This window comes from Proteus sp. ZN5 (genome assembly GCF_011046025.1).
Lineage (GTDB): Bacteria > Pseudomonadota > Gammaproteobacteria > Enterobacterales > Enterobacteriaceae > Proteus.
This window is the reverse complement of record NZ_CP047639.1, coordinates 1596546-1618679: the sequence shown is the minus strand read 5'-3', so window position 1 is coordinate 1618679 and position 22134 is coordinate 1596546. Positions and strand designations below refer to the sequence as shown.

The window sequence follows — 22134 nt, the reverse complement described above, 5'->3', positions numbered from 1 at the left end:
TATGCAATATTTAATCAATACAGAATTATCAATGACCTCAAAAGAAATCGCTGATTTAGTCGGCGCTCGTGAAGACAATGTAAAAAGAACCATTGAAAGACTAACTAATAGCGGTGTGATTTCCCACCCTCCATTGGAGGATGGAGCTAAATCAGCTAACGGAGTAATACCAAAACACTATTTATTTTCAGGTGAAGAAGGTAAGCGTGACAGCATTATTGTAGTTGCTCAATTATCACCTGAATTTACAGCTCGGTTAGTTGATCGCTGGAAAGAACTTGAAGATGAACGAGTCAAACCTAAATCACAGGCAGAAATTATTGCTGCTATGGCACTAGCTAACTTAGAAAGTGAACGCCGAATATCTCATGTAGAGCAAAAAGTTGAACAAGTAAATGAAGTCGTTGAGCAAATAAAACAAGGAACCATCCCTACTGGCTGGATCGGGTACTCTCTGGCTAGAACTAAATCAGGTATGACGGTGGATAAGTGCAAAACACTCACCAAACAGTTCAATGTTCGCAAAAATACAATAACTATTCTTACGCCCGAAGGTATGCCTAGACCGATGGCCATTATTCATGAGGCTGATTTTATATCTGCATTCAAGGCAATGATGAGCGAAGCCGAGAAACGTGGCACTCGCTGGCATCACCCTAAAATGGGACTATTTCAAGCTATTGGGTGGGAGGATAAATAATGGCTTATTTTACTGATACTAGTAATGGCATTATTTCTGATGATGGTGCTTTAATTTCTTACTCTGAAGCTGTAATGGCGCTTGAATCAGGTCAATACGATAAAGAGTTATTGAAAGGTTTATATTTGGCCGCCGCAGTCATGGGTAAATTAGCTGATGAACCTGAAACATTAACACCTGAACAGCGAATTTCTGTATGGCGCTGGGTGGTAGCAACTTGCTTCATCCGCGAACTGCAAGAAAAAAATGGCACCACTGAAATTCGTAATGAAGAAGGCGGTGTTGATCTTGCCACTATTTACAGTAACGGAGAAAACGCTTTAACCATTTACCCAGCTTCTTTGCGCCTTTGTCTTGCAAGCCATTTTGAAAGCATTTTTATCGAAGAGTTAGGGGGTATCTATAAAGATTATTGCCCTGACTTCATCATAAAAGCCTATATCGGCTTTCTAGATATCTCTCTTGAGCATGGCCCTCGCCTATCAGAAAAAGGACGTGAAGGACTTTGTATTCTTCATGATGATTATATTCGCGAGTTAGAAGCTAATAACGGATTTCTAGCTATGCCAACTATGCACTAAGGACGGTAAAAAATGACAACTAAATTACCTTACATCGAGACAAGCCAATTAAGAGCTGCACTTACATTATTAAAAATGAGTGATGATGTTCGTCTTATTACTAATTGCATCCACATCAACGCTGAATATATCGAAGTATCTAATGGGCATGCAGTATTGCGCATGAAACACAATTCTGAATTCAGTGATGATATTGTTATTCAATTTGATGAAGCAATTCCTAGAGATGCTGAATATACACATATTAAATCATATGACGATGGTTCTTATGTCGCTATTCATTATAAACAAGAGAAGGATGAAAATTTCTATCCCTCCTATAAAACAAAGCTCACTTTAATTAAAGATAAGTACCCATCATTTAATTGTCTTTTTGAGCAGGAATTTATTAAAGGTGAAGCACCTTTAATACAGGCCATGTACTTAGCTTTACCTTATTTATTATTTGGTCGTGTTATTACAGGAATACTAAAAACAAAAAATAACAAGAATGTGCTTTTTAATTTTTCATCTATGACAAAAGACGCATTTGGAGATCCTAAATTACTTGTACTACCAGTGGCTGATAATGCTTTTGATATCACTGATAAAGTTTACAGTTTAATTAAGGATGATGATTAATGACAACTTTAGATTTCAATCTCGTTAGTGTCATCAAAAATGCAGGTACTGATCCGAGTGATATAACAGATGCTGTTTGGAAGGCTGGTTATCGTAAAACAGATTTTACCACTGAACAGATCATTGATATTACGGTGAGCATGACCGGTGATTCTATTTATTTAAAATTACCTCATGACAATTTGCCTAAGACATTGGATGACATTAGCAAATATCATTTAAACGATATCATTTTTGATGCTCATTGGGATAACCCACCAGCGACTATCGCACAGGCTATTACGGAGAACGGGTATAGGAAGGGAGACAAAAAGTGACAACTACAACTCGATATATTAAGTGGAAGGAAATGATCCAGTTAACTGGCAAAAGCAAACCTACAATTTGGAGAATGTACGCAAAACGAAATGAGTTTCCCAGGCCAGAAAGAACAAAAGGTGGTACGTTTTTAGGCTGGCCAGAACATGTCTATGAAGAGTGGGTTAGAAGTGAAAAACTGTAATGCTAACTTGACCCGTTACTTGACCCGCATCTCTTGCGGGTTTCTTTTTAAAATCCTGTAACTCATTGATTTTAAATGGTACGCCCTACAGGATTCGAACCTGTGACCTACGGCTTAGAAGAGCGTAGAATTATGCTTTAATATCAACTAAATACAGTCTCACCAAGCGTTCACACGTCCCACCTTACCTAAAGTTACTTGAAGTTGCCTTATGCTACTTCATGTTGCTTGTCCCAAATTAGTCCCATCAATTCTCCCACCCTGCTATACTCTCCAAAAACTAACCGGATCTACTATGAACCTCGCAAACCTAATTCAAGAAGAAAAAGACAAGATTAATGTCGATTTGGCCGCAAGTGGTGTCGCATATAAAGAATGCCAGTTGTCGCCTCAGAAGTTGAACGACAACAACCAGCACATTTGCGTGAGTATTTTAATGAACGATTAACGTTTTATCGTGAGAGAAGTAAGAGGCTGCCTGACAGTAAATCGGTGCAGTATTTGAAGAGTGAATAATAGAAGCCCACCGAAGTGGGCTTTATGGTCATATGCATTTATTAAGAATTCTAGATTTACTCATAAATAGCGCCACTAAATATGAAAGAAGATAGACACAAATTGTTGCAAGCGGTATATAAATGAATGCATTTATTTTCCCTTGTATTAAACCCTTCCCTAAAAAAGAGATTATATCTATAAAAACAGGGTGTATAAGATAGATACCGAAGCTTAATCCAGAAAAATAACCAATGAATGATTTTCTATTTAAAGATTGCTTGATTAAGAAAAAAATAGATATAGATGAAAAAACGGTAGTGATACTTAAGTAAGAGTAAAAATATTCGTAGGTAAAAAAATAGCTACCTATGGCTGTCGCCATTATTGATAGAAGAAAGATAAGTAAACTATTTACCAATTTTAACTCTATATTGTACTTGCAAATATACCCACCAAGACAAAAATAACCCAAAAACATCAGAAAGTTATTTGTGAATAAAGTTACCTTACTACCCATGTTAAGTAAGGATGCAATATAGTAAAATATAACAGTGAGCATTGATAACGAAAAACACAATACTATAAATGAAAATAAAACACCTTTAGATGAGTTACTAAACGCCACTCTTAAAATCGGTGTCACCAAATATAAGAATGGTATCATGAATAAAAACCAAAGGTGATAGTAAGGCTGACCAAGGAGCCAGTTTTTTATTAAAGCTGGCAATACATCTGCACCTTTAGCAAAATATCTTAACACCATCCAAAAAGAAAAAAATACAGACCAAAAGATAAGTGGTATTAATATTCTTTTTACTCTTTTGTGAAAAAAAGTCAGGTTATCCTCTTTCTTGTTTAACAAAAAATAACCACTAATCATAACAAAAGATGGAACGCACCATCTTGATATAGATTCGTAGATATTCCCTGCCCACCAGCTTTTGCTTCCATATAAATCACTTGAAATATCTATATCTCCAACAAACCCTGAAGATACGTGTAACAAAACAACAGCAAGTATCGATATTGACCTTAAGTTATCAGCCCACAAAATCATAGCCTCGTAATTTGATTTACATATAAATAGTATACTTGTACGAAATATGAAATAAAAGTGTGATATATGAAAAATAGGCATCAATAAGATGCCCGTCATAAAAATGATAAATGTGAGCCTTAAGAATTCTTTTAGTAACTAGCTGAGTAATATTTGGCAATGAACAAGAAAAAGCCCACTAAAGTGGACTTTTCTATTAATCAAAGAAAGCTTTTTAAAACCATTTTAGCGCCAACATCAGTTAAGTGACCACCTCCACCGCTATATATCGCACCATCACTATTAATAATTAAACATTGCTCATTCTCACAGAAAATCTTATCTGTATAAACTTTATGCAGATTAGGGTGATCTGGTAAAAGAGAATCTAGCTTTTTGGTCGTTCTTATTGTATCTGGATATGATAATTTGCTCGGTGAAAATTCCTCTCTATATGTAGAGATAGGAGTATTTAATTGTCCTAGTAATTGATTCCTTACATCAATATGAGGAACAGGAATTGGATAGATGACATAAACATCATGACCTTTACTTAATAAGAACTTAATGTTGTCAACATAACTTTTCCACGCTATTTCTTTATCAAAATCAACATTTTCTGGAAATGCAGATGAAGATAAATTGCTTACAGGTATCCTTTTTTTGGGCAATGAAAACTGCCAGTAATTAGCTGCGACTATAATTTTCTTTTTCTCTTGTAAGTTAGAAAAGTATTTTAATCTATCCTCATTAACCACTGCGCATTCAGGGACATTACCAAACCAAATATTAGGAGATACAAAAGGACACTGCTCATAAGTCATACTAATAAACCCATGGCCTTTTTCATCTAATGCCTTTTTCAATTCAGGATCTAACTGACCAGCAAAACTATCTCCAATATTAATCCATTCTTTATCACCAAAAGCACAAGCTGTATCAACGGTTCTATTATTACATAGTGATTGTTGTTGACTAGATAAATATCCTTTACCTAAATTATTTTCATCTTTTAATTTTCTAAACTCTAATACACTGAATCGTTCATTTACTTCTTTTAATTTTCCACTAAATCTATCAGAAAAGCCTTTGGTTTCTATTGCTACTTTGTAAAAAGAAAACAGTAAAGAAGCCATTAATATAAGTGTTATTATTTTAAAAATACTTAATTTCCTCACCCTGAATTTATTCTCTATCAAATAATAAGTTATTACAGATAATAACATTGCGATTATTATTAAAATAATTAATTGAGAGTGATTTATTTCATCAGACTTTAGTAATCTAAAAAAAACAAAAACAGGCTGATGCCATAGATATAATGAGTATGAAATTAAACCTATAAATACAATAGGCTTAATTGAGAATATATCATTTGCAATATCTCCTTTATTTGCAAAGATAATAAACAAGCATATCCCAATAACAGGGATCGCAGTTATAAAAGATGGGTGAGGATTATCATGACCAATAAAAATCATACTATGAATAACTAAAAACAAACCAAAAACTGGCATTGCTTTGGCAATTAAGCTACCTATTGTTCCATCTTTCAATGTATCAAGATTTGATCTGTTATAAAACGTGGCTATACCTCCAGCAAATAGTTCCCACGCCCTAGAAGGAAGTAAATAGAATGCTTCATCCGATCTTTCACCAACAATAATATTTGCATACTGTAAAGATGCAAGCATCATAATAATTAAGATACCCAGCGTGTATCTTTTAAAAAACTTGTTTATGAATAAAATAATAATTGGGAATAAAACATAGAATTGCCATTCGACAGCAAGACTCCATGTATGAAGTAAAGGTTTATGTATACTCGCTTCAGCAATATAGCTATCTTCAGATAAGAAATAATAATTAGAACCAAAATATAATGCCGATCTTAATGATTTCGCATAAGCAATTAAAGAGTCTGGTATTAGAACAAAATATGCACAAACTGACGTAAATATTAAAACGACAAGTAGCGCTGGAACTATACGTTTAATTCTTCGCCAATAGAAATCAACTATCGAAAAATTTCCTTTTCCAAGCTTGTCTCTTATGATACCAGTGATTAAATACCCTGAAAGCACAAAAAATACATCAACACCTAGATAACCACCCTTAAAAAGGGTTTTTCCAACCAATTGAAAATCAGCATGATAAAGTATAACAGCTATCACAGCCAGCGCTCTTATACCATCAAGCTCTTTCCTATAAGAAACCATGCAACTCTGCCTTGTATTGTTAAATCTGATAAAATCAAAAATATCAGATAACTTATATTTTTTAAACATCAAGTTTTAATAAGGCTATTTTTTAATTATTAAATTAACATAAAAAATACAATTTATGTTGATAATCATGTATATGCAAGCGAGTAAATTAATGTCGCGTGTTGATTATATCACATCAATATCAAGTGAATATATTAGCGCAAACATGATAATACTTACTTGCATATGCCACATTATATATTTTATTTTCTTTTTGAAAGTTCTGCTATAGCAGAGATTATGTCAGGTATGATAGCACTATAGTTAACCATGTATGTGTCTGTATCTTTATCATAAGACACTGCATCAGGGATAACGTCGCTTACTCTCTGCGCCATCAATCCATACTGTTCATGCCCATTATGCTTCCATTCAAAATTCCTTAGCGCATTATTGTTTATCAGTTTCAATATCTTATCTAAACCATTGGTATATTCTCCTTTGTCAATTTTTAGCCTTTCGTCTGATGTTGTATTGAATGATGTTCTCCCTGAGCTCCCGTCAACAATAATAGACCCTGTTAGCATAGGAGAAGAGTTATCTCCAGAGTAATATCTGGCTATTGCGATTTGCCCTGGATTATTAGTGTAGTAGTTATCACACGGAAGCCCATTAACCCCTTGAATTTTAACACCTCTACTTAAAAACTCAGGTCTTATCTGATTAAAAGGTGATGTTGCTATTGAGTCCATATGCTGAGTATATGGCCCACCTATATCTCCTGTAACAAACATTTGATAGTTGGTTCTATTTCCTGAGACTGTGACAAGATAAGAATAGGAATTAAAATTCTTTATAGTTACTGAACAGCTTGGTGTTATTTCCATACCGTTAATATCAGTCACATATGGAGTGTAACCATTATAAAACTGATAAACCTGAACTCCATCACGATTCATTCTATCTAGTATTTGTTTTAGTGTTGTTAATCTTTTATTTTGTAACTTATCGTATGGAATTATAGATATATCAATATTTGTATCATTATTATTATCTAAGCAGTCCAAGAGGATTGCGGAAGATACATCAATAATATTTTTATCAGCGGAAGAAATAAAATGTTCAAAAAGAAAAATACCACCAACATCATTATCTGTGTTTAATACGTTTAAAGAAAGGATGATACCATCACCATTTTCAGTGTACGCACACCCTTCATTTTCCATCCTTGTTGCTTTTTGCTTTAAGTGTGGGTTTATCTGATCACACAACTTATTGGGATCGCATAACAAAGAACCTGTCTCATTACCTGAAAAAGTTAACGTTCTGAATGAAAAAATATTTTCATCATTAACATCACCACCGTATGGAGTATATGCTCCACCTGATGTTATTAATCCATTTGGAGTAATTGCGATACCTTGTCTTTTACCTATCTTTTCGATATTTTTATCAACAGATATAGCTCCAATAGGAGTAGGTTCTATATTTTCCAGCAAGTCTCTCGCATCATAATAATTAAATTTTGTTCTTCTTTGCAAAAACTGCGGCGCATCTGAACCATTATTAACCTCAATTATTATTTGATTATTATATCCAGCAATTTGAAAATACTGCCTTGTGTTGCAAACATTATATGCAGTTAATCTTGTCATATTAACTGAAGATATATCATTAGGTAATTTATATACTCCTGTTTTACCATTGCCAGAACCAGAATAATAATCAAGAATAAAAAGATATTTATCACCATCTATTTTTGTTACATATAAGCCCTCTGAGTTAGTATCACCAGCTGAGAATATCGATTTTAAAGATAGTGAATCTCTATCATAAACATATATCCATGCCCAGTTATTATCCCCCCCAACCCCAGAGCACGTTATATATATTTCATTATCATCATCAAAAAAACACATTCCTTGTGGGTATATATATTTGTAGTTGTATTTTTCTAATATCTCTCCATATCCGGCAGGTCTAAGAGGTAGTTCTGCAAAAATTTTAATATTTGATAAAGATTTCCCTGCAGACTCCTTCACATCTTGCTCAATTGATGAAAATCTTTCTTCAACTGTATCTCCTGTTTTTGTGCCAATTAATGATGAACCACTATTTTCAGATAACTCTCTCCTTAAACTAGCATCACCAACACTTACCCATTTACCCAATCCTACCCCACCTGTATTTTCAGGGCTTGAATTTAAAGGAACATATTTGGGTAGCTCACCATCCCAACGATAATACTCTCCTGTTACCTCATCGCGTAAAACTTGATTTGGCAGTGTTATTTCTGCACCTTTTTGGAATGATTCTAATGTGATATAGCCGAATTGAGATATTGCTTGTTGAGCAACCCACCGCAATCCTTCGATTGTAAAATGTTCTTGCCCGAATCTATCGATATATTTATTTTTCATTGACGTAACGAATTCGTCAATTTTACCTGAGTTAAATTTAAGGTCTTTCGCCGCTTCACTTGGAACTGGATTTTGTGTTGGAATTGTAGACATAATTTTTCCCAATAAAAAAAGCCAGCACTTAGGCTGGCTATGATTGAAATGAATTTAATTAAACGTTGTAATCTTTCTTTGCAGAAAAATACTCACTTGCTGTGATGCTGAAAGTTCCGTCTGCATTAGGCTTTTTGTCGCTTACAATACTCAATGGCCTTATTTAAATTATTCGCTTTATCTCTCATTTTATAGTGCTTCTTTATCTTTTCTTGAAGACTAAAATGAAGTTTTAGTATCGCTTCGTCAGGAAATCCTCTTAATCCGTCCAACCATTCATTCTCGGTCATATTATCACCATCAATAAGTTAATTTAATCTTATGTTATATAGACAGCGATGCAAAAGAAAGCAAACTAACTCATTTACGTTTCCTACTCACCAATCGACGCTTACCACTGATCAGTTCATCATTCCGTTTATCATCTTGTTTCATGATGTTGTCATATTCTTCTTTGGTGAAGCCTTTTTCATCAGGATATTTAGCTTTGAGCATCATCTGAAATTCAGTCATGGTTAGCTGTTCGGCTTCCTCTCGATTCATACCAAAGTGCGCACGAGCAGAGCTGATGTAGTCAATTGCCATAAACTCATCTGAGAATTCGTTTTTGCCTTCATTGCGTTGAAGTTTACGGATCTTCGCTTTACCGATAATTCCGTGAGTGAATAATTCTCGAGCAATGACGATAATGTCAGCGATTGGCATCTTACCGTTTTTATAGACAATACCGCGCTTACCCGATCTCCATTCACCAATAATTTCAGAACAATCATCATCACAGCACACCTGCATAACCATCATTGCAATTTGTAGGATATTGCGTCCATATGTCGGCTTGCTAATGGCTTTTATTAACCACTCAGGAATAACCCTGTAGCTCATTACAGCACGAGTAATTAACTCTTGCACCTCAGCACCATTTAATTGACCGTAGGCTTTCACAATCTGTTTAGGCTCACCGATTCTTGTCATATTAATGAACGATGGTCTAAATAAGTAATCCTTTTTATCAGTAGAGATAACCATCTCCCCGATTTCTAAAATAGGCGTCATAATCCCTCCTGAATATTATCAAGGGCACTCGAAAGCACCCTTTGTAATATTAAGCAGCGGTAACAGTGACCACGCATTTTGCTGTTTTACTACCATCTTCAGATGTGACAGTGATATTTGCAGTACCTTCAGCAACACCACGTACAGTGACTACATTCACAAGCTGAGTAACTGTTGCAAAGTTCGGCTTATCGCTCACAGCAGTGTAGTTTTTGTTCGTAGCATCGGTTGGGGTAAATTTGACGGTAAATGTCTTGGTTTCACCTACTTTTACAGCCAGAGTGGCTGGCTCGACAGTAATACTTTCAACAACGATTTCTTCTTGTAGCCATTCAACCGTTTCTGCATCAGCAACTTTCAATTCACCTGAATAGGTAGAAATTTCTTTTGTTGGAAACTCCATTGACCAAGATGTAAACAACATATAGCCCTGAACAACATCAGAACCATCACCTTTCATATCAAGTTGAATCCAATAATCTGGTTGGCGACCAGCTTTGATTTCATCAAGGATTTCTTTGGCAATATCAAACGCGGAAGTAGAACCGGTCACACCAGCTTTCTTTAATTCACCATCAAAACTAATGGTAAAGTCAGCGCCAGTAACAATTGATTCAGTTAAGCCTTTAGTGTCATCAGCATTAGATGTCACTGTCTCCATGCCGAAATCGAATGACTTGCTTGTTAATGCACCTAAGCGTAAGAACTGATCTTGTGCTGGTACTTGGTCAGGGCAGCCTTTTGCAATGCGCAGAATACCTGCGTTACCCATCACTAGGCCTTTATCATCAGGGCATTGTGCCATGTTATAACCTCTTTATTTGCAAATAAAAAAGGCCGCATAAGCGACCTGTTGAGATGTGTTTAATTTAAGATGTACAGCGAAAAGAAAGCTTAAGGATAAACCGGCCTTCTTCTGTTGGTATGGGCCTTGGTAGTCCACCTAAGTTGTAGATTGAATTGAGTTCGCAGTCATCAGGAAATTCAGCAACAAAGTTTAGAATTTCATTAGCCCTTATCAATGCAGGCTCAGGATCATACTGCGCAGATACTAGAACAAGCGTCACGAAATCATCAGCACCCAAATCAGCAAATCGACCACTACCATCATCAGGCTGAATAACAGCATATTGCTGAGTTTTTTCGTCTGGTTTCTCATTCCACGTCAGATATTGAACGATGAAACCATCTAGTAAATTACCTCTGTTTAAGTAGCGCTCAAACTTCTCATGTATCATATTTGAAGCTCCCGTCTCACCGCTTCATCAATAGCCTTGCGTTCATCCTCAAAACCACGAGACAAGAACTCTTTACGAGCACTTGAACGCCTAAAGTTTTGCTTAATTCTTGGATCATGAACATAAACCGCGTAGTTTGCTGTATATCCGACACGACCAGTAACGCGAGTGCCATTAACAGTGACTTCCCTGAATTGGGAGTTGATAAGTGTTGATGTATCAATAGGTGTGTATATAGCCGCCTGAGTACTACCAATCAACAAAGCAGACTGAATAGCTCTCATCACTTTCTTACCTTGTATATCACCAACAAGTGCTCTAAGGTTTGCGTTAGCCTGAGAAATACCCCTTACTTCTGCGCCCATATCACACCGCCGTTATCAGAGTGTAGTCATCTGCAATATGCTCGAATAGGTCTTCATCGCGTTTGATGAATTTTATTTCATCAGCACCGACAGATAACGGATCGCCTGAGTGCTTGCCGATAGCGATAAAGTCACCTTTTTTAGCATCAGCATACTCAGTCCAGAAAACCAACTTAATGGTGATTTCAGAGCCAACATCCAACTTTCCAGATTTAAGCTCACTACCATAGCCACAAAGAAAATGAACCGGCTCTGAGAATGTAACTTTGCCGTATTTATCTTTTCCGTTTGGTCGCCATAAAGTAGCCCACGAGGTGTAAGCCCAATTAGCAACTGAACTCATTACGCCCCCCTACACATACAGCCACCTTTCGCTATCCACAAACCAGCATGAGCAGTTTGAGTTGGATCGTCTGGTATTAACCCATTAGCACAACCGTGCTTATCTAAACCACGCAGTAGTGACGCAGCCGATTTCCATCTATCACCAAACGATTGATATCGAAATGAGCGTGATGCGCCATTAGGTGCTGTTTGTGAGCTGATATACTTATCACCTTGACCAAGTGCCATAAGTGAAAGCAGATACATCTGGATTAATAGTGCTGTTGCTGATGGATAGTGTTTATCAAGACATTCCTGAATACTGCCTACCTGCTCAATAAGTGCGTCAAGAATAAAATCAGGTAATTCTATTCCCTGCCCTGTCAGGTACTCTTTGGCTTGCTCTTTTGTGATCATGATTACCTCACAAAGCAAAGCCCCCTTTCGAGGGCATAAAAAAACCGCTTTCGCGGCTATTCGTCTTTGTCTTTTTTAGACTTGGCTTTTGGTGTGGCTGGGACCAACTCAGCGGCATCATTAGATAATGCTCTAACATTAGCCTTAAAGGCTGGATGAAGATTTTCTAACTCAACCACCTGACCCTTTTCGACACCATGCCAAGGGATAATAACCTCGTACTTTGTCATTACATATCCTTAGCTCAGTTTGGCACCATAAACCACACCAGACTTTCCGTCACCGTCACGAGTAATTTGCAGACCTGCTGCGCTCATGATTTGGAAGTTATAGTTTTCCTGTGGCATAAAGCGAGGTTTAGGAACAACACCTGTTGCCATACCAACTAACGGAGTCACTACATCTTTACGACGTTGATAAGCGATAAACTCAGAGCCTTTAAGCGCATAAGTAGGACGAATTTCTTTCACGCCAGCATATGGCAGCAATGTATCGATAATGCGACCATTTACCACGCTATTACCAGCACCAGCACCGACAGAAACAACCACAGGCTTAATTAAGTTGCCCCATGCTTCGTAACTCACCCACATTACATCGTAAGCATCCACTTTGTTGTTGAATGCAGTCTGACCGAACGCACCACCAAAACCAAAGAACGCTAACAATGCAGGCAAGTCGGCTGTGGTTAAATCGATATTAGCACCAGAAGCTCCTAAGTCGATTTTCGCTGTGTTGCGGTGATTTTTCAGGCCTTGGCCTTTGTATCCCTCAACACTAATAGATGCATCACCATTTAAGAAGTAGTTAACTACTTTCTTATTGAATTGACGCATTTTTGCAGTTTGAGAATCAAGAACAAGATCAATACCAACTGTGCTTAACCCCGCCGCATGGCGCCAGTTAACACCAAAGCCAGCGGTAAATACTGGGATTGGGTCACCATCAGAGCCATAATCGGTGTGATCATGAGAGTATGGTGCTTGACCATCGATGCTGATTGATACGTCATCAGCAATATCGCCAACCACGTTATACAGTTTCGCTGTTTTGCCAATTGGTAACACTGTTTGTAGGCCCATTAAATCATTGACGATTTCCATGCCTGTTTCTTGGTCGCGCAACTGAATAATATTGTTATCTACTTCTTTCCAAAAGTCCTTAGAGAAACCGCCTGACTGGTTTGCCGCTAAAGTCTCACCATCCATAACATTCCGATACTGGTTTATCATCAGGTTATGTTGCGTATTATAGATATTACGTGTAGCCCATAGGCTATCCCACTGACGTTGCAGTCGGCTATTTGTTGCTAAAGTTTCAGCAGTATAAAACATGTTTTTTCCTTTTTATTGATCAGTAGTTGCAGTAGCCACAGTGCCAACACGAAAGCGAACACGAATGAAATCATCAGCTTTTAGCGTCACTTCATCTTGAGAGTAGCCAATTACTGATTCCGTATCAGCGGATGCAAGAGCGCCTTTACCATCAGCACCAAGCTTGATCGGAGAGTCTTTTTTATAAGTGCCCGCAGGAACCAATACAGCCATCTCTCGACCTTCTTCTACATACTCACCAACCAGAGAATCACCAACCGGAACACCATCACGAATAGATAGCCCTTGGTGATATGCTGGATTGGCTACATAAATGCGACCAGATAATGTGGTGGCTTGAGCGAACTCATTGTCTGCGTTAATAACAACAAAAGTGCCCGGCAACGTAACTGCTTTTGCTGCGCGAGTTTCTGTGATTGATTTACCGTCAAGGTTTACACGGCGATAGCGACTAGTAGCCATTATTTAGCACCTCCAAAGTATGCTGCTGGATCTGGTGCGCCAGTTTGCTCTTGCTGTGCGCCTGAGTTGCCGGCCAAACTTGCTGCGTCACCAATTTGTTTATGCATGTCGATCAGTGCTTGACCTTGCAGTGAGTTAGCCACCACTTCACCGTATTTTTCGGCAATTACTTTGCGCATTTCGGTTTCTTCTGCGCGTTGATTTGCGGTTAATGATTCTTCCAGCTTCTTGTGGTTAACCTGTAACGCATCAACCTTTTCGTTAATTGGCTTTAGTTGCTCGGCAAGGTTCGCTGCTAATGCCTGAGTAATATCACCTACGAGTTCTTTCTTTTCTTCTTGAGTTAAAGGCATGTCGCCCTCCGTGCTGTTATTGATTGCAGGGCTTGCCTGCAGTTTACTGAAAGCAGATTTAAGTTTGTTTGTTACAACCTTCACCCATGACTCTTGGCGCTCAACTTCTTCGCCTTGCGCATCAAAGGTGATGTTGCCATTTTCATTTGTGTAGGAATGTAGTTTTGCATTTCCTCCATCGATAACGATTACTGCATGAGTGTCTGTGAAATCAGATACCCACACATAACCATCACCAGCAACGAACTGTTTCTTTGCGGCCATTTCAAGGCGATGTGATTTTTCACGATAAGTTTCACCAACTAGAGCGCCACTGTTAGTTTTAACCTCTGTGGCTTGGTCAGCATTAACCATCATTCCGACACCTTGAGCTGGTGTTGCTGCGCCTGACTCATAAAGCAGAATTGCGTCATGATCCATGCTGTGTATCTTTGCAATCCAGTTATAACCCTGCGCTTTCTGTTCTTCGTTTGCTTCGATCTGCTCAAGAAAAACAGCAACGCTCGTATGAATTGGCTCTGAACTTTCACCACTTTCAATCGCTTCGACGCGCTGAAGAACTTCTTTACCTCCTTCTGACTCTTTAGCCTTATCTACATCTATCCACTTTTCTAAATAGATACGATTACCGACCTTGGAAACATTTCTGTTTGCTGCGCCGATATACCCAACATTAAGACCCTCGAAAGAAAGCGCTGATACAAACTGACCATCAAGCGTAGGGTGGCCTAATGGCGCAGGAGTGCCTTCTAACTCTCGGTAATGGGCGTCAATCTCACTTGCTGGATATAATCCACCATTCATAATGACGTTTGCTGGAAGCGTATAACTTGGGATAATAATGTGTTCACGACCGTTGTATGTTTCACGCCGAATAGAGGCGCTATTAACCCTGGTCGTGACGTTTACTTGAATTGGCATCAGTTATTCCTCCGCCCATTGATAACCACGTTCTTTCATGGCTTCTTTTTCCTCTAACAGTTTATTGATGAGAGTCTTGTTGTAAGGCTTGCCGTCTTTATCAACAAGAACGGTTACAGTTGAGCATTTGCAGTTAATTGAGTTAGCGTCACGAGCCCACCAATCACGTTGTTCATCAGACGTAAACATCTTCCCGTGTCTAGCTGCATGATTAGCTCTTGTTGTTGGGCTTAGTGCTGAAACATGAATCTCACGAGTTTCAAGGTTAAGCATTTCCTTGGCTTCGTCAGCTTCATCTAATCGTGCCCTACGCAATGCGCTTGGTATCTCTGTCCTTGCTATCCGCTTAGCTCGGCGAGTTTCAATGCCAGCTTGATTGGTTAGGTTTCTCGCTACTTCACGAGGGTTTAAACCTCTCGCGATACCATCCGTAAGAATGCGAGCCATGTCAGCTTTAACCTGACCAGACAACCCTTTCATTTCCTCGAACACACGAGAGCGAACTAGAGCCATTCTTAGTTGATATGGCTCACTCATCAGTATCGTTGCAACACTTTGTTGAGTTGCTGCGTAGACAGTTGATTGCTGTGCTAAGTTTGCATACTGCTGTGCTGTTCCTCTTTCGTATGCTGTGCTCACATACTCAAGGAAAAGAAAGTTACCAAACTCGCCACCATTCAAAAGCACCTCATCAACCATTAGTTCACCATCTCTCAACAGTATTGATAGATAGTTAGGATCTAAATCGAATTGGTATTTTCTATTGACGACTGGCTCAGAGGGGATCCTGTTAAGAAGTTGAATGTAGCCTTTTGATATTCTGCGAATGCGTTTCGCAAACTCTCTCATTGCGCCACGTTCTAGTTTATCGACTGATGTTGGATCAGCTTTCGTCCCGGGTCTTATCGCCGTCCTTATTTTCTGTATTTTCATCAGTTTCACCTAATGGCTCTTCGCTATAATTTTCATAGCCAGCCGCCGCCCTAATTTCTTCGACACTAAACACTGGCTCACCAGTAGAGAGGGCAGTTTGATTAACTCGGCTCATCTTCTCAGCGCTATCAAGCTTATCCATCGATGACTGTTCGTTTAAATCATCCCAAACAACCGTTTTCTCACTGATAGGCTCTAGTACCTTGATGTTAATTAGGTGGTCGATGAAGTCCTCTATCTCAAAAGCGAGCTCGCTTTCTCTGCGCGATTGGCATCGTGAATTGAAATACCGGTTATCCTCTGTACTGGCGCGCTCTCCTGTTTGAGTCATTGCAAGTATCCTTGCAGGGATATCAAGCGCTGAAGATGCTGTTTGTAGGTTAACCATATAGGTTGGTGTCGGATCTGATACAGCACTAACCAGAGGTGAAACGTTAGCCCCCTGAGTAACAAGAACCGAATCGTTACCGATGTTAATTTCTCTGGCAACTTCGTTATATATTTCCTGCAAGCCAGAAACATCAACGCCGTACATTCTTGCTATTTCATCTAACCTAGACTCTTTGTCGTAGTTGATATTTAGCTGTCTTGCTGCGTTTTTAAGGAATGACTCACCAGAACCACCCTCAACCTTTTCAAGACTTACAAAGGCGTTATAGGCAGGTTCAAGAAATCCGATAGCGTCAACTGAATAGTCACCGAGAATGAAAATCCTGTTTGGATGAATATTGATATTTCTAGTCCCACCATTTGGTAGCGCTTCCGTGTACTGCCACATGCTAGGTTGACCGTAATTAGGAGAATTAATGTCAGTCACCCAATCAGTAGGCTTAATTGCATTCGCCCATGCTGGCGTTGCCTTTTTAAGTAACTTTGACTTCGTTACAGGCTCATCCCACTTTCCACTATCATTGATATGAAGAATTAAACCCGCATAACGACCAACAAGACGCTTCTGATCTGCTTCTTTGAACGCTTTCCAAATACGCTTATTCACGTACTTTTTAAATGAAGCTTCCCAAGTTGTTTCTTTCTTGTATTTATCTGCTTTATCACCCTCAATCACTTGAGGTGATGTTTTCCAGCAATTACCTACGAGTTTTGTTACCCCACCAAAGGCAATCCCACCACGGCGAAATAGTTTATATAAATCCTCAAAGGTTAAATCTTGTTTGAATCCGTATTCACACCAAGCAGATGATCGCTTCGCATCAAGCCCCATGGTTGGATTAACCAAAGCCATACGGGCACGAGCTATCGCGTCACTCACCATGTGATTGACGGCTAGTTTCATATTTTCTTGCATTATCGCCTCAGTAATCGTTTTGGAACCAATAGGCCTGCATTTGATTTTTGTGTGATATACCCATCAAGACCATATCTAACCGCATCCCAGCAGTGGTTGTTCTTATCCTCAATAATGGGAAGAACCTCACCTGTGATCCGGTCTGTTTTATACGAGTAAAGACGGGCTTCTTTTGCTGTTTCTTTACAGCGAGGATGAATGATTATTTGCTTGAATCCGCGTAGATGTGTAATGCCATCTTCTACGCTACCTTGCCATTTTTTAGCTGCGGATATATTGAAACCTTGCTTTTTAATATGGCTAATAGTTTCCGGTCTTGAGTTGTCCGCTTTAATGGGCCACTTTCTAGCCTCTGGAATACCTGCAAACTTGGCGTCATCAGTTACTTCCCATTCTGATAATTGCTTATCGGTGGCCCCGTCTTTACCAGCGTAGAACTTCCACATGTCATTAAGCTCAACTCCAGCACCGTATGCTTCATATTCAATATAAAGATTTCTATCTAACATAAACATACGAACAAGGGTGTTAGGGTCTTTTGCAAACCCGAAGTCTGCACCGAATAGTAACCTGTCTGCTTTTTGCCACAGATTATCAGGGAACGATTGAACAACGTATTTATTCGCCAATACCTGCTTATCGGAGTTTTCAAGATAAGCCCCTTCCCATATCCACGCATAGTCAGAATATTCAAGACTGTTAAGATCATCAAGCCTTTCTTCTTCCAGAACATCAGGGAACCACGGGTTATCGTTGTAGTTCATTTCAACGATGATTGAATTTTTTGGAGGTGTTTTTCTGAAACGTTTATCAGTGGCACTGCCGTCCTTCTCAGGGTTCCATGTCACCCATATTTCAGAACCAGACTCACGGACTGTTGGTCTTAGCTTTTTCCACGCCAAATCTGATACTGACTCTGCTTCATCCACCCAAGCTAGCAGTATTCTTGCTTTGGATTTAATGCTATCTAAGTTATGTCTTAGCCCGCAGAATACGTAATTAACCCTCTTGCATTTAGTGCGGATATATTTTTCACCAATATCAAAGTAATCATTCAACCAAGGAATAGACCGTATCGCCTGTTTTACCTCTTCCATTGATGATTCTTCGAGTGAGTTCATAAACTCACGACCACAAAGAATGACTCCGCTAATGCCTTGTTCTGCTGCCTGATATGCTTTTACTGCACTCATCATTGCGAATGTGCGAGTCTTTGCGCTACCACGACCACCAAAAGCACCGCGATATCGAACGCCTTCTTTTGCGAACACCGGAACTAACTTGGCAGGAATTGGTAAATCAACTGTCTGCTCCATCAGGTGATACTCCTACCAGCCTAATCACTGTTGGCTTCTGTGACATTGACCCATCAGATGACTGATGATCTACCTCTTGCTTTTCAGAGTATCCGTGATTAGCCAGCATTAGCTTTGTGATTGTTGCGTTAAAGTCGCCAGCCAATCCGCTATTAATTAGCTTCATTTCCTGAAATGCCATAATCCCGTCTAACGTGTCCGAAAACTCACGACCTAGATCACTATCTTGCTTTCCGTACTCATAAACAGTTGAACGAGCTATTCCCAAATAACACGCCAAACCTGCAATACTAGGTATAACCTGACCTTCATTTTCTTTGTAACCGCCGTACAGGTATTCCTTTGCCTTAGCGATTAGCTCATTAGTCAGCTTGCTAGGGCAACCAACCTGTTTAGATTGTTGTCCCATACCCTTTCCTTAATATTTACTGTTCAGCCACTGGCACATATTTAATATCACTAATCTCATCAGGTGATATGTATACCCATGAGCCATCGAGTGATGCGATACCGATTAACCCGTTAGTTACGCGAGGCTCTTTGGTAGTCATCATGCCTTCGTAGGTTGTACCGTCTTTCTTAGTTGCTATTACGTGATATTTATTCACTACTCAACTCCACTTCTTGGCCTTCAAACACAATCTCTTTCTTGTAGCAGAGCTTTACTAACCAAGTGCTGTTAATTAAAGCGCCGATAATAAACAATGGATACATGTAACGGCGCAGTGTCATTTTGTAATACAGTGTTCCTGTTTTCATATCCCACCTAATAAAAAAGGCCACTAGGGCCTATTCATGTGATGCAACTTTTAGTGCATCGGTAATTTATTGATTTACAAGCAAAGCGCAATTTTACGCCGCCAATCTATGCATCTCATCGAGTAATGGTTGCTTATGGTTTTTATTAAACAACTTAGTTAATTCATCCTTTCGTTGTTCAAAGCTCCATCCCATTGAGATAAACACTGTGTTGGCTCTTTGCAATTCAGTTACGCAATGTATTTGCTCTGGGGTTAGGTAATCACGAATAGGCTCTTTCTTTCCTATTTCGTTATGAACACGAAACTTAGCAGATGTCATACCAAGCACAATACGATTAATTAAGTCCGCCTCGTTACTGAAGTGATGAGGTGAAATAGTTTTACCTTGCTCTTCTCTCGACTTTTTAACTGCATCAGTCATTGGCTTATATTCCAATCTTGATGTGTTTCTATCTAATTTCTTAGCAGCCAAGGCAGACCGCATTTTAAAGAATTCAGAAACAAGCCTTTTCTTGAATGCCCTAACAACATCATTATTACGCATATATGTAATTAACAACGTTGCCTGCTGCTCATTAAGTAACGCCACCTGTTGTTTCTGTCGTCCACCATCGGTATCAAAGGATCGCATTTCAAATGCTACCCTTCCAAATTCATTAAGGTCATCGACATAGTGACGAACAAGCTGAATGACTGTTTTGTGTTTCTTTTTAACTCCATCAGCGATTGCGGAGGAGCTAGTTAATAAATCAAACTTTTTAATTTCCACTAAAGACATGGTGTATTTCCTTATAGAAAAGCGAACCTGTTCACCAGAAATAACCGCCCCACAGAAAACACCATTAACGGTTTTTCTCAGGCTCGACTTTCTGTAAGGTTCTGTGAGTGTTTTAATTGCGCGGTGAATGCGCCGATGAAATGCGTAGAGTTCGCAGCTTAGCGATACACAGCTAAGCCACTTCTAGTCTGTTCCTAGCAGTCAAGATATGATCACTCTCCTTAATGGATAAACGACTTATCTAATTGCTGATATATATATTTACTTAAGCTATACTAAGTAATTATCACTATACTTTGATTAATATCCTGTTAGTTTGCCCATGCACCCATGCTGGGCTTTTTTTATTCTTTTGGAATGCTTTTATCCAGCTCTTCACGGAATTGAGTTGGGTTATCGAAACCTTGTGCTGCCATGATATTTCTCCATTAAAAAGCCCCGCTATTGAGCGAGGCATTCAGTGTTGATGTAATTCTGCAAATACAAAGTTTGCTGTTCGTTCTCAACTATCATTTCTCTGAGACGTAGATAATCTTGTTCAACTGCTTTGTTAAGTCGTGCGGTGGTTTCATCGCTTCCGCTTTCGGTTGAATTCTTGGTGGCTGCTGGACACTCAGCTTTGGCGTACACCCGCTTAGAACCAGAGTTAACAGCATCACGAAGAGTGTTGATTTCATTCTTTGCACTGGCTAACTCCTGTGAGTGACGAATATCGAGTTGGTTTAGTCGAGTGATACGGGCTTGATAGTCTTTGTTGATTTTGACTTGTTGTGATAATTGAGCTGTTGCTGTGTTGTAGTCTTTGCTCAGTTTGTCGTAATCATCTATTACCCACCATAGCCAGAATGCAGATATTGCCAGTAGTCCAGCTAATACCTTAGTTAGCGTGTTCATGCTGGATATGCCTTATGGGTTAATTGGAAATGAGGACCATCTTTAAATGTTTTCCAGTTACCGCCCCATTCGATATCGACGCCTAACTCTTTCGCCGCTTGCATCATGGCATCCGCTACTTTTTTAAAGTATGACCAATCGTTCCAAGGGATCTGATTATTTACCAGCGGAGCACAATCAACAGCGTGACCAGTTATGTGACGACTATTCATCGTTTGGCTTTTGCCACTTGCAACTAACTGTCGTTGGCGGGCTTCATTGCGCTTACCTTCAATCACCATAAAATCAATATCGGTAATTTCTAATGCTCGATGTACTACTTTAACCAAATCAGGATGAACGCCACGGAGGTTTTCTTCACTGCGCCTACTTAATCTAAATTTACTCACTTCTTACCCCCTGTAAACTTATCCCAGAAGAAATCCAGTGCTAAAGAGCCAGCGGAACCACATAAGCCAGCCGTAAATAATGTGTAGTAGAATGAGGCGTTAAGCTCTATTGATATAAGGCCACCCATCATTCCAGCAAAGCCAGATACGAACATTTGCATAATTGCTCCTACCCAGCTCCACCGATAACCGTTACGTTTATTGTCAATAATGTATCTAGCCAATCCGCCGTATAGGGAGATAGCGAATATGACACCCCATGCGGTGGCACTGAATTTGTCTTTCTCGTCCATTCGTGTCATACCGCCTCCTTTCTGGAGGAATTAGTTAATAGAACGCCGACTCACAGCTCTTGTGTGAACGTGATAACGAGGGTAATTGTTCTGTGGCCGGCATATACGAAAAAAGACCGCCTAAGCGATCTTCAAAATAGGTTGTTCGGAATAACCGAACATGTGAACTATCCGGTAATTCCGGAGAGTTGAAATTGATGCCCGTTTCGTGGGCTAACGGCATGTAGCGCTACTCATGCACCAGCATGGGCTTACAAACGATGTATTTTGCCATGTTCTGTTTATCCCCTCGAATTCGGGGGAATTAAAATGGTGGAATTACACCAAATTAAAAACGAA

At 39.1% G+C, this 22134-nt stretch carries 29 protein-coding genes and 1 pseudogene; 6 read left to right on the top strand and 24 right to left on the bottom strand.

From position 1 onward, the window contains the following. Position 1 precedes the first annotated feature (1 nt). The 6 genes and pseudogenes from GTK47_RS07445 (at position 2) to GTK47_RS07420 (ending at position 2920) form a co-directional block, all read left to right on the top strand. Entirely contained in the window at positions 2-700 is a 699-nt protein-coding gene (locus tag GTK47_RS07445) for a Rha family transcriptional regulator (protein ID WP_165122616.1), read from the top strand. After that, positions 700-1281: a hypothetical protein gene (locus tag GTK47_RS07440; protein ID WP_165122615.1), complete on the top strand. Its 582-nt coding sequence runs from the start codon at positions 700-702 to the stop codon at positions 1279-1281. The genes GTK47_RS07445 and GTK47_RS07440 overlap by 1 nt, the downstream gene beginning before the upstream one ends. A gap of 12 nt (positions 1282-1293) precedes the next feature. After that, complete coding sequence (locus GTK47_RS07435; protein ID WP_165122614.1) at positions 1294-1902, top strand: hypothetical protein; 609 nt, start codon at positions 1294-1296, stop codon at positions 1900-1902. Further along, positions 1902-2219, top strand: a complete 318-nt coding sequence (locus GTK47_RS07430) for a hypothetical protein (RefSeq protein ID WP_020946113.1) — start codon at positions 1902-1904, stop codon at positions 2217-2219. The genes GTK47_RS07435 and GTK47_RS07430 overlap by 1 nt, the downstream gene beginning before the upstream one ends. 32 nt (positions 2220-2251) lie before the next feature. After that, positions 2252-2404: an AlpA family phage regulatory protein gene (locus GTK47_RS07425; protein WP_115065750.1), complete on the top strand. Its 153-nt coding sequence runs from the start codon at positions 2252-2254 to the stop codon at positions 2402-2404. Positions 2405-2699: 295 nt separating this feature from the next. Continuing rightward, a pseudogene (locus GTK47_RS07420) lies at positions 2700-2920 on the top strand (DNA polymerase III subunit theta). Positions 2921-2948: 28 nt separating this feature from the next. Here GTK47_RS07420 and GTK47_RS07415 read toward each other — a convergent pair. The 24 genes from GTK47_RS07415 to GTK47_RS07300 all read right to left on the bottom strand — a co-directional run bounded on the left by GTK47_RS07415 (position 2949) and on the right by GTK47_RS07300 (position 21795). Beyond that, complete coding sequence (locus GTK47_RS07415) at positions 2949-3953, bottom strand: acyltransferase family protein (RefSeq protein WP_165122613.1); 1005 nt, start codon at positions 3951-3953, stop codon at positions 2949-2951. Between the two features lie 206 nt (positions 3954-4159). Next, positions 4160-6157: an acyltransferase family protein gene (locus tag GTK47_RS07410; protein WP_165122612.1), complete on the bottom strand. Its 1998-nt coding sequence runs from the start codon at positions 6155-6157 to the stop codon at positions 4160-4162. A gap of 251 nt (positions 6158-6408) precedes the next feature. Next, the gene (locus GTK47_RS07405) at positions 6409-8658 is read right to left on the bottom strand and encodes a tail fiber domain-containing protein (protein ID WP_165122611.1); all 2250 of its coding nucleotides are present in this window, start codon (positions 8656-8658) and stop codon (positions 6409-6411) included. A gap of 125 nt (positions 8659-8783) precedes the next feature. After that, positions 8784-8948 (bottom strand): hypothetical protein, encoded by a 165-nt coding sequence (locus GTK47_RS07400; protein WP_165122610.1) that lies wholly within the window; start codon positions 8946-8948, stop codon positions 8784-8786. Positions 8949-9018: 70 nt separating this feature from the next. Next, complete coding sequence (locus GTK47_RS07395) at positions 9019-9711, bottom strand: DUF6246 family protein (protein WP_159287689.1); 693 nt, start codon at positions 9709-9711, stop codon at positions 9019-9021. Between the two features lie 49 nt (positions 9712-9760). Beyond that, entirely contained in the window at positions 9761-10516 is a 756-nt protein-coding gene (locus GTK47_RS07390) for a phage tail tube protein (RefSeq protein ID WP_036908275.1), read from the bottom strand. Positions 10517-10580: 64 nt separating this feature from the next. Beyond that, complete coding sequence (locus GTK47_RS07385; protein ID WP_165122609.1) at positions 10581-10949, bottom strand: hypothetical protein; 369 nt, start codon at positions 10947-10949, stop codon at positions 10581-10583. Next, positions 10946-11314 (bottom strand): HK97 gp10 family phage protein, encoded by a 369-nt coding sequence (locus GTK47_RS07380; RefSeq protein ID WP_165122608.1) that lies wholly within the window; start codon positions 11312-11314, stop codon positions 10946-10948. The genes GTK47_RS07385 and GTK47_RS07380 overlap by 4 nt, the downstream gene beginning before the upstream one ends. Before the next feature lies 1 nt (position 11315). Continuing rightward, entirely contained in the window at positions 11316-11657 is a 342-nt protein-coding gene (locus GTK47_RS07375; protein ID WP_049257615.1) for a hypothetical protein, read from the bottom strand. Further along, positions 11657-12055 (bottom strand): hypothetical protein, encoded by a 399-nt coding sequence (locus tag GTK47_RS07370; RefSeq protein WP_165122607.1) that lies wholly within the window; start codon positions 12053-12055, stop codon positions 11657-11659. The genes GTK47_RS07375 and GTK47_RS07370 overlap by 1 nt, the downstream gene beginning before the upstream one ends. 56 nt (positions 12056-12111) lie before the next feature. Next, positions 12112-12285: a hypothetical protein gene (locus GTK47_RS07365; protein WP_004247764.1), complete on the bottom strand. Its 174-nt coding sequence runs from the start codon at positions 12283-12285 to the stop codon at positions 12112-12114. 9 nt (positions 12286-12294) lie between these two features. Then, positions 12295-13389, bottom strand: coding sequence for a major capsid protein (locus GTK47_RS07360; protein WP_004247762.1), 1095 nt, complete (start codon positions 13387-13389; stop codon positions 12295-12297). A 12-nt stretch (positions 13390-13401) separates the two neighbouring features. Then, positions 13402-13851, bottom strand: a complete 450-nt coding sequence (locus tag GTK47_RS07355; protein WP_121909253.1) for a hypothetical protein — start codon at positions 13849-13851, stop codon at positions 13402-13404. Continuing rightward, a complete protein-coding gene (locus tag GTK47_RS07350) occupies positions 13851-15125 on the bottom strand; it encodes a hypothetical protein (protein ID WP_165122606.1) in 1275 nt (424 codons plus the stop codon). The genes GTK47_RS07355 and GTK47_RS07350 overlap by 1 nt, the downstream gene beginning before the upstream one ends. A gap of 3 nt (positions 15126-15128) precedes the next feature. Beyond that, positions 15129-16058 (bottom strand): phage minor head protein, encoded by a 930-nt coding sequence (locus tag GTK47_RS07345; RefSeq protein ID WP_063073747.1) that lies wholly within the window; start codon positions 16056-16058, stop codon positions 15129-15131. Continuing rightward, the gene (locus tag GTK47_RS07340; RefSeq protein ID WP_165122605.1) at positions 16009-17364 is read right to left on the bottom strand and encodes a phage portal protein; all 1356 of its coding nucleotides are present in this window, start codon (positions 17362-17364) and stop codon (positions 16009-16011) included. The genes GTK47_RS07345 and GTK47_RS07340 overlap by 50 nt, the downstream gene beginning before the upstream one ends. Continuing rightward, on the bottom strand, positions 17364-18680 hold the full coding sequence (locus GTK47_RS07335; RefSeq protein ID WP_159287681.1) for a phage terminase large subunit: 1317 nt from the start codon (positions 18678-18680) through the stop codon (positions 17364-17366). Before GTK47_RS07335 ends, GTK47_RS07340 begins: the two co-directional genes overlap by 1 nt. After that, positions 18664-19089 (bottom strand): DNA-packaging protein, encoded by a 426-nt coding sequence (locus tag GTK47_RS07330; RefSeq protein WP_060556615.1) that lies wholly within the window; start codon positions 19087-19089, stop codon positions 18664-18666. The genes GTK47_RS07335 and GTK47_RS07330 overlap by 17 nt, the downstream gene beginning before the upstream one ends. 16 nt (positions 19090-19105) lie before the next feature. Beyond that, positions 19106-19288: a hypothetical protein gene (locus GTK47_RS07325; RefSeq protein ID WP_165121737.1), complete on the bottom strand. Its 183-nt coding sequence runs from the start codon at positions 19286-19288 to the stop codon at positions 19106-19108. After that, entirely contained in the window at positions 19281-19439 is a 159-nt protein-coding gene (locus GTK47_RS07320) for a hypothetical protein (RefSeq protein WP_165122604.1), read from the bottom strand. The genes GTK47_RS07325 and GTK47_RS07320 overlap by 8 nt, the downstream gene beginning before the upstream one ends. 93 nt (positions 19440-19532) lie before the next feature. After that, a complete protein-coding gene (locus GTK47_RS07315) occupies positions 19533-20219 on the bottom strand; it encodes a Rha family transcriptional regulator (RefSeq protein ID WP_071425414.1) in 687 nt (228 codons plus the stop codon). 441 nt (positions 20220-20660) lie between these two features. Further along, positions 20661-21113 (bottom strand): lysis protein, encoded by a 453-nt coding sequence (locus tag GTK47_RS07310; RefSeq protein WP_165122603.1) that lies wholly within the window; start codon positions 21111-21113, stop codon positions 20661-20663. Next, positions 21110-21502: a M15 family metallopeptidase gene (locus GTK47_RS07305; protein ID WP_165122602.1), complete on the bottom strand. Its 393-nt coding sequence runs from the start codon at positions 21500-21502 to the stop codon at positions 21110-21112. The genes GTK47_RS07310 and GTK47_RS07305 overlap by 4 nt, the downstream gene beginning before the upstream one ends. Next, complete coding sequence (locus GTK47_RS07300) at positions 21499-21795, bottom strand: phage holin family protein (RefSeq protein WP_036906009.1); 297 nt, start codon at positions 21793-21795, stop codon at positions 21499-21501. Before GTK47_RS07300 ends, GTK47_RS07305 begins: the two co-directional genes overlap by 4 nt. Between the last annotated feature and the right edge of the window lie 339 nt (positions 21796-22134).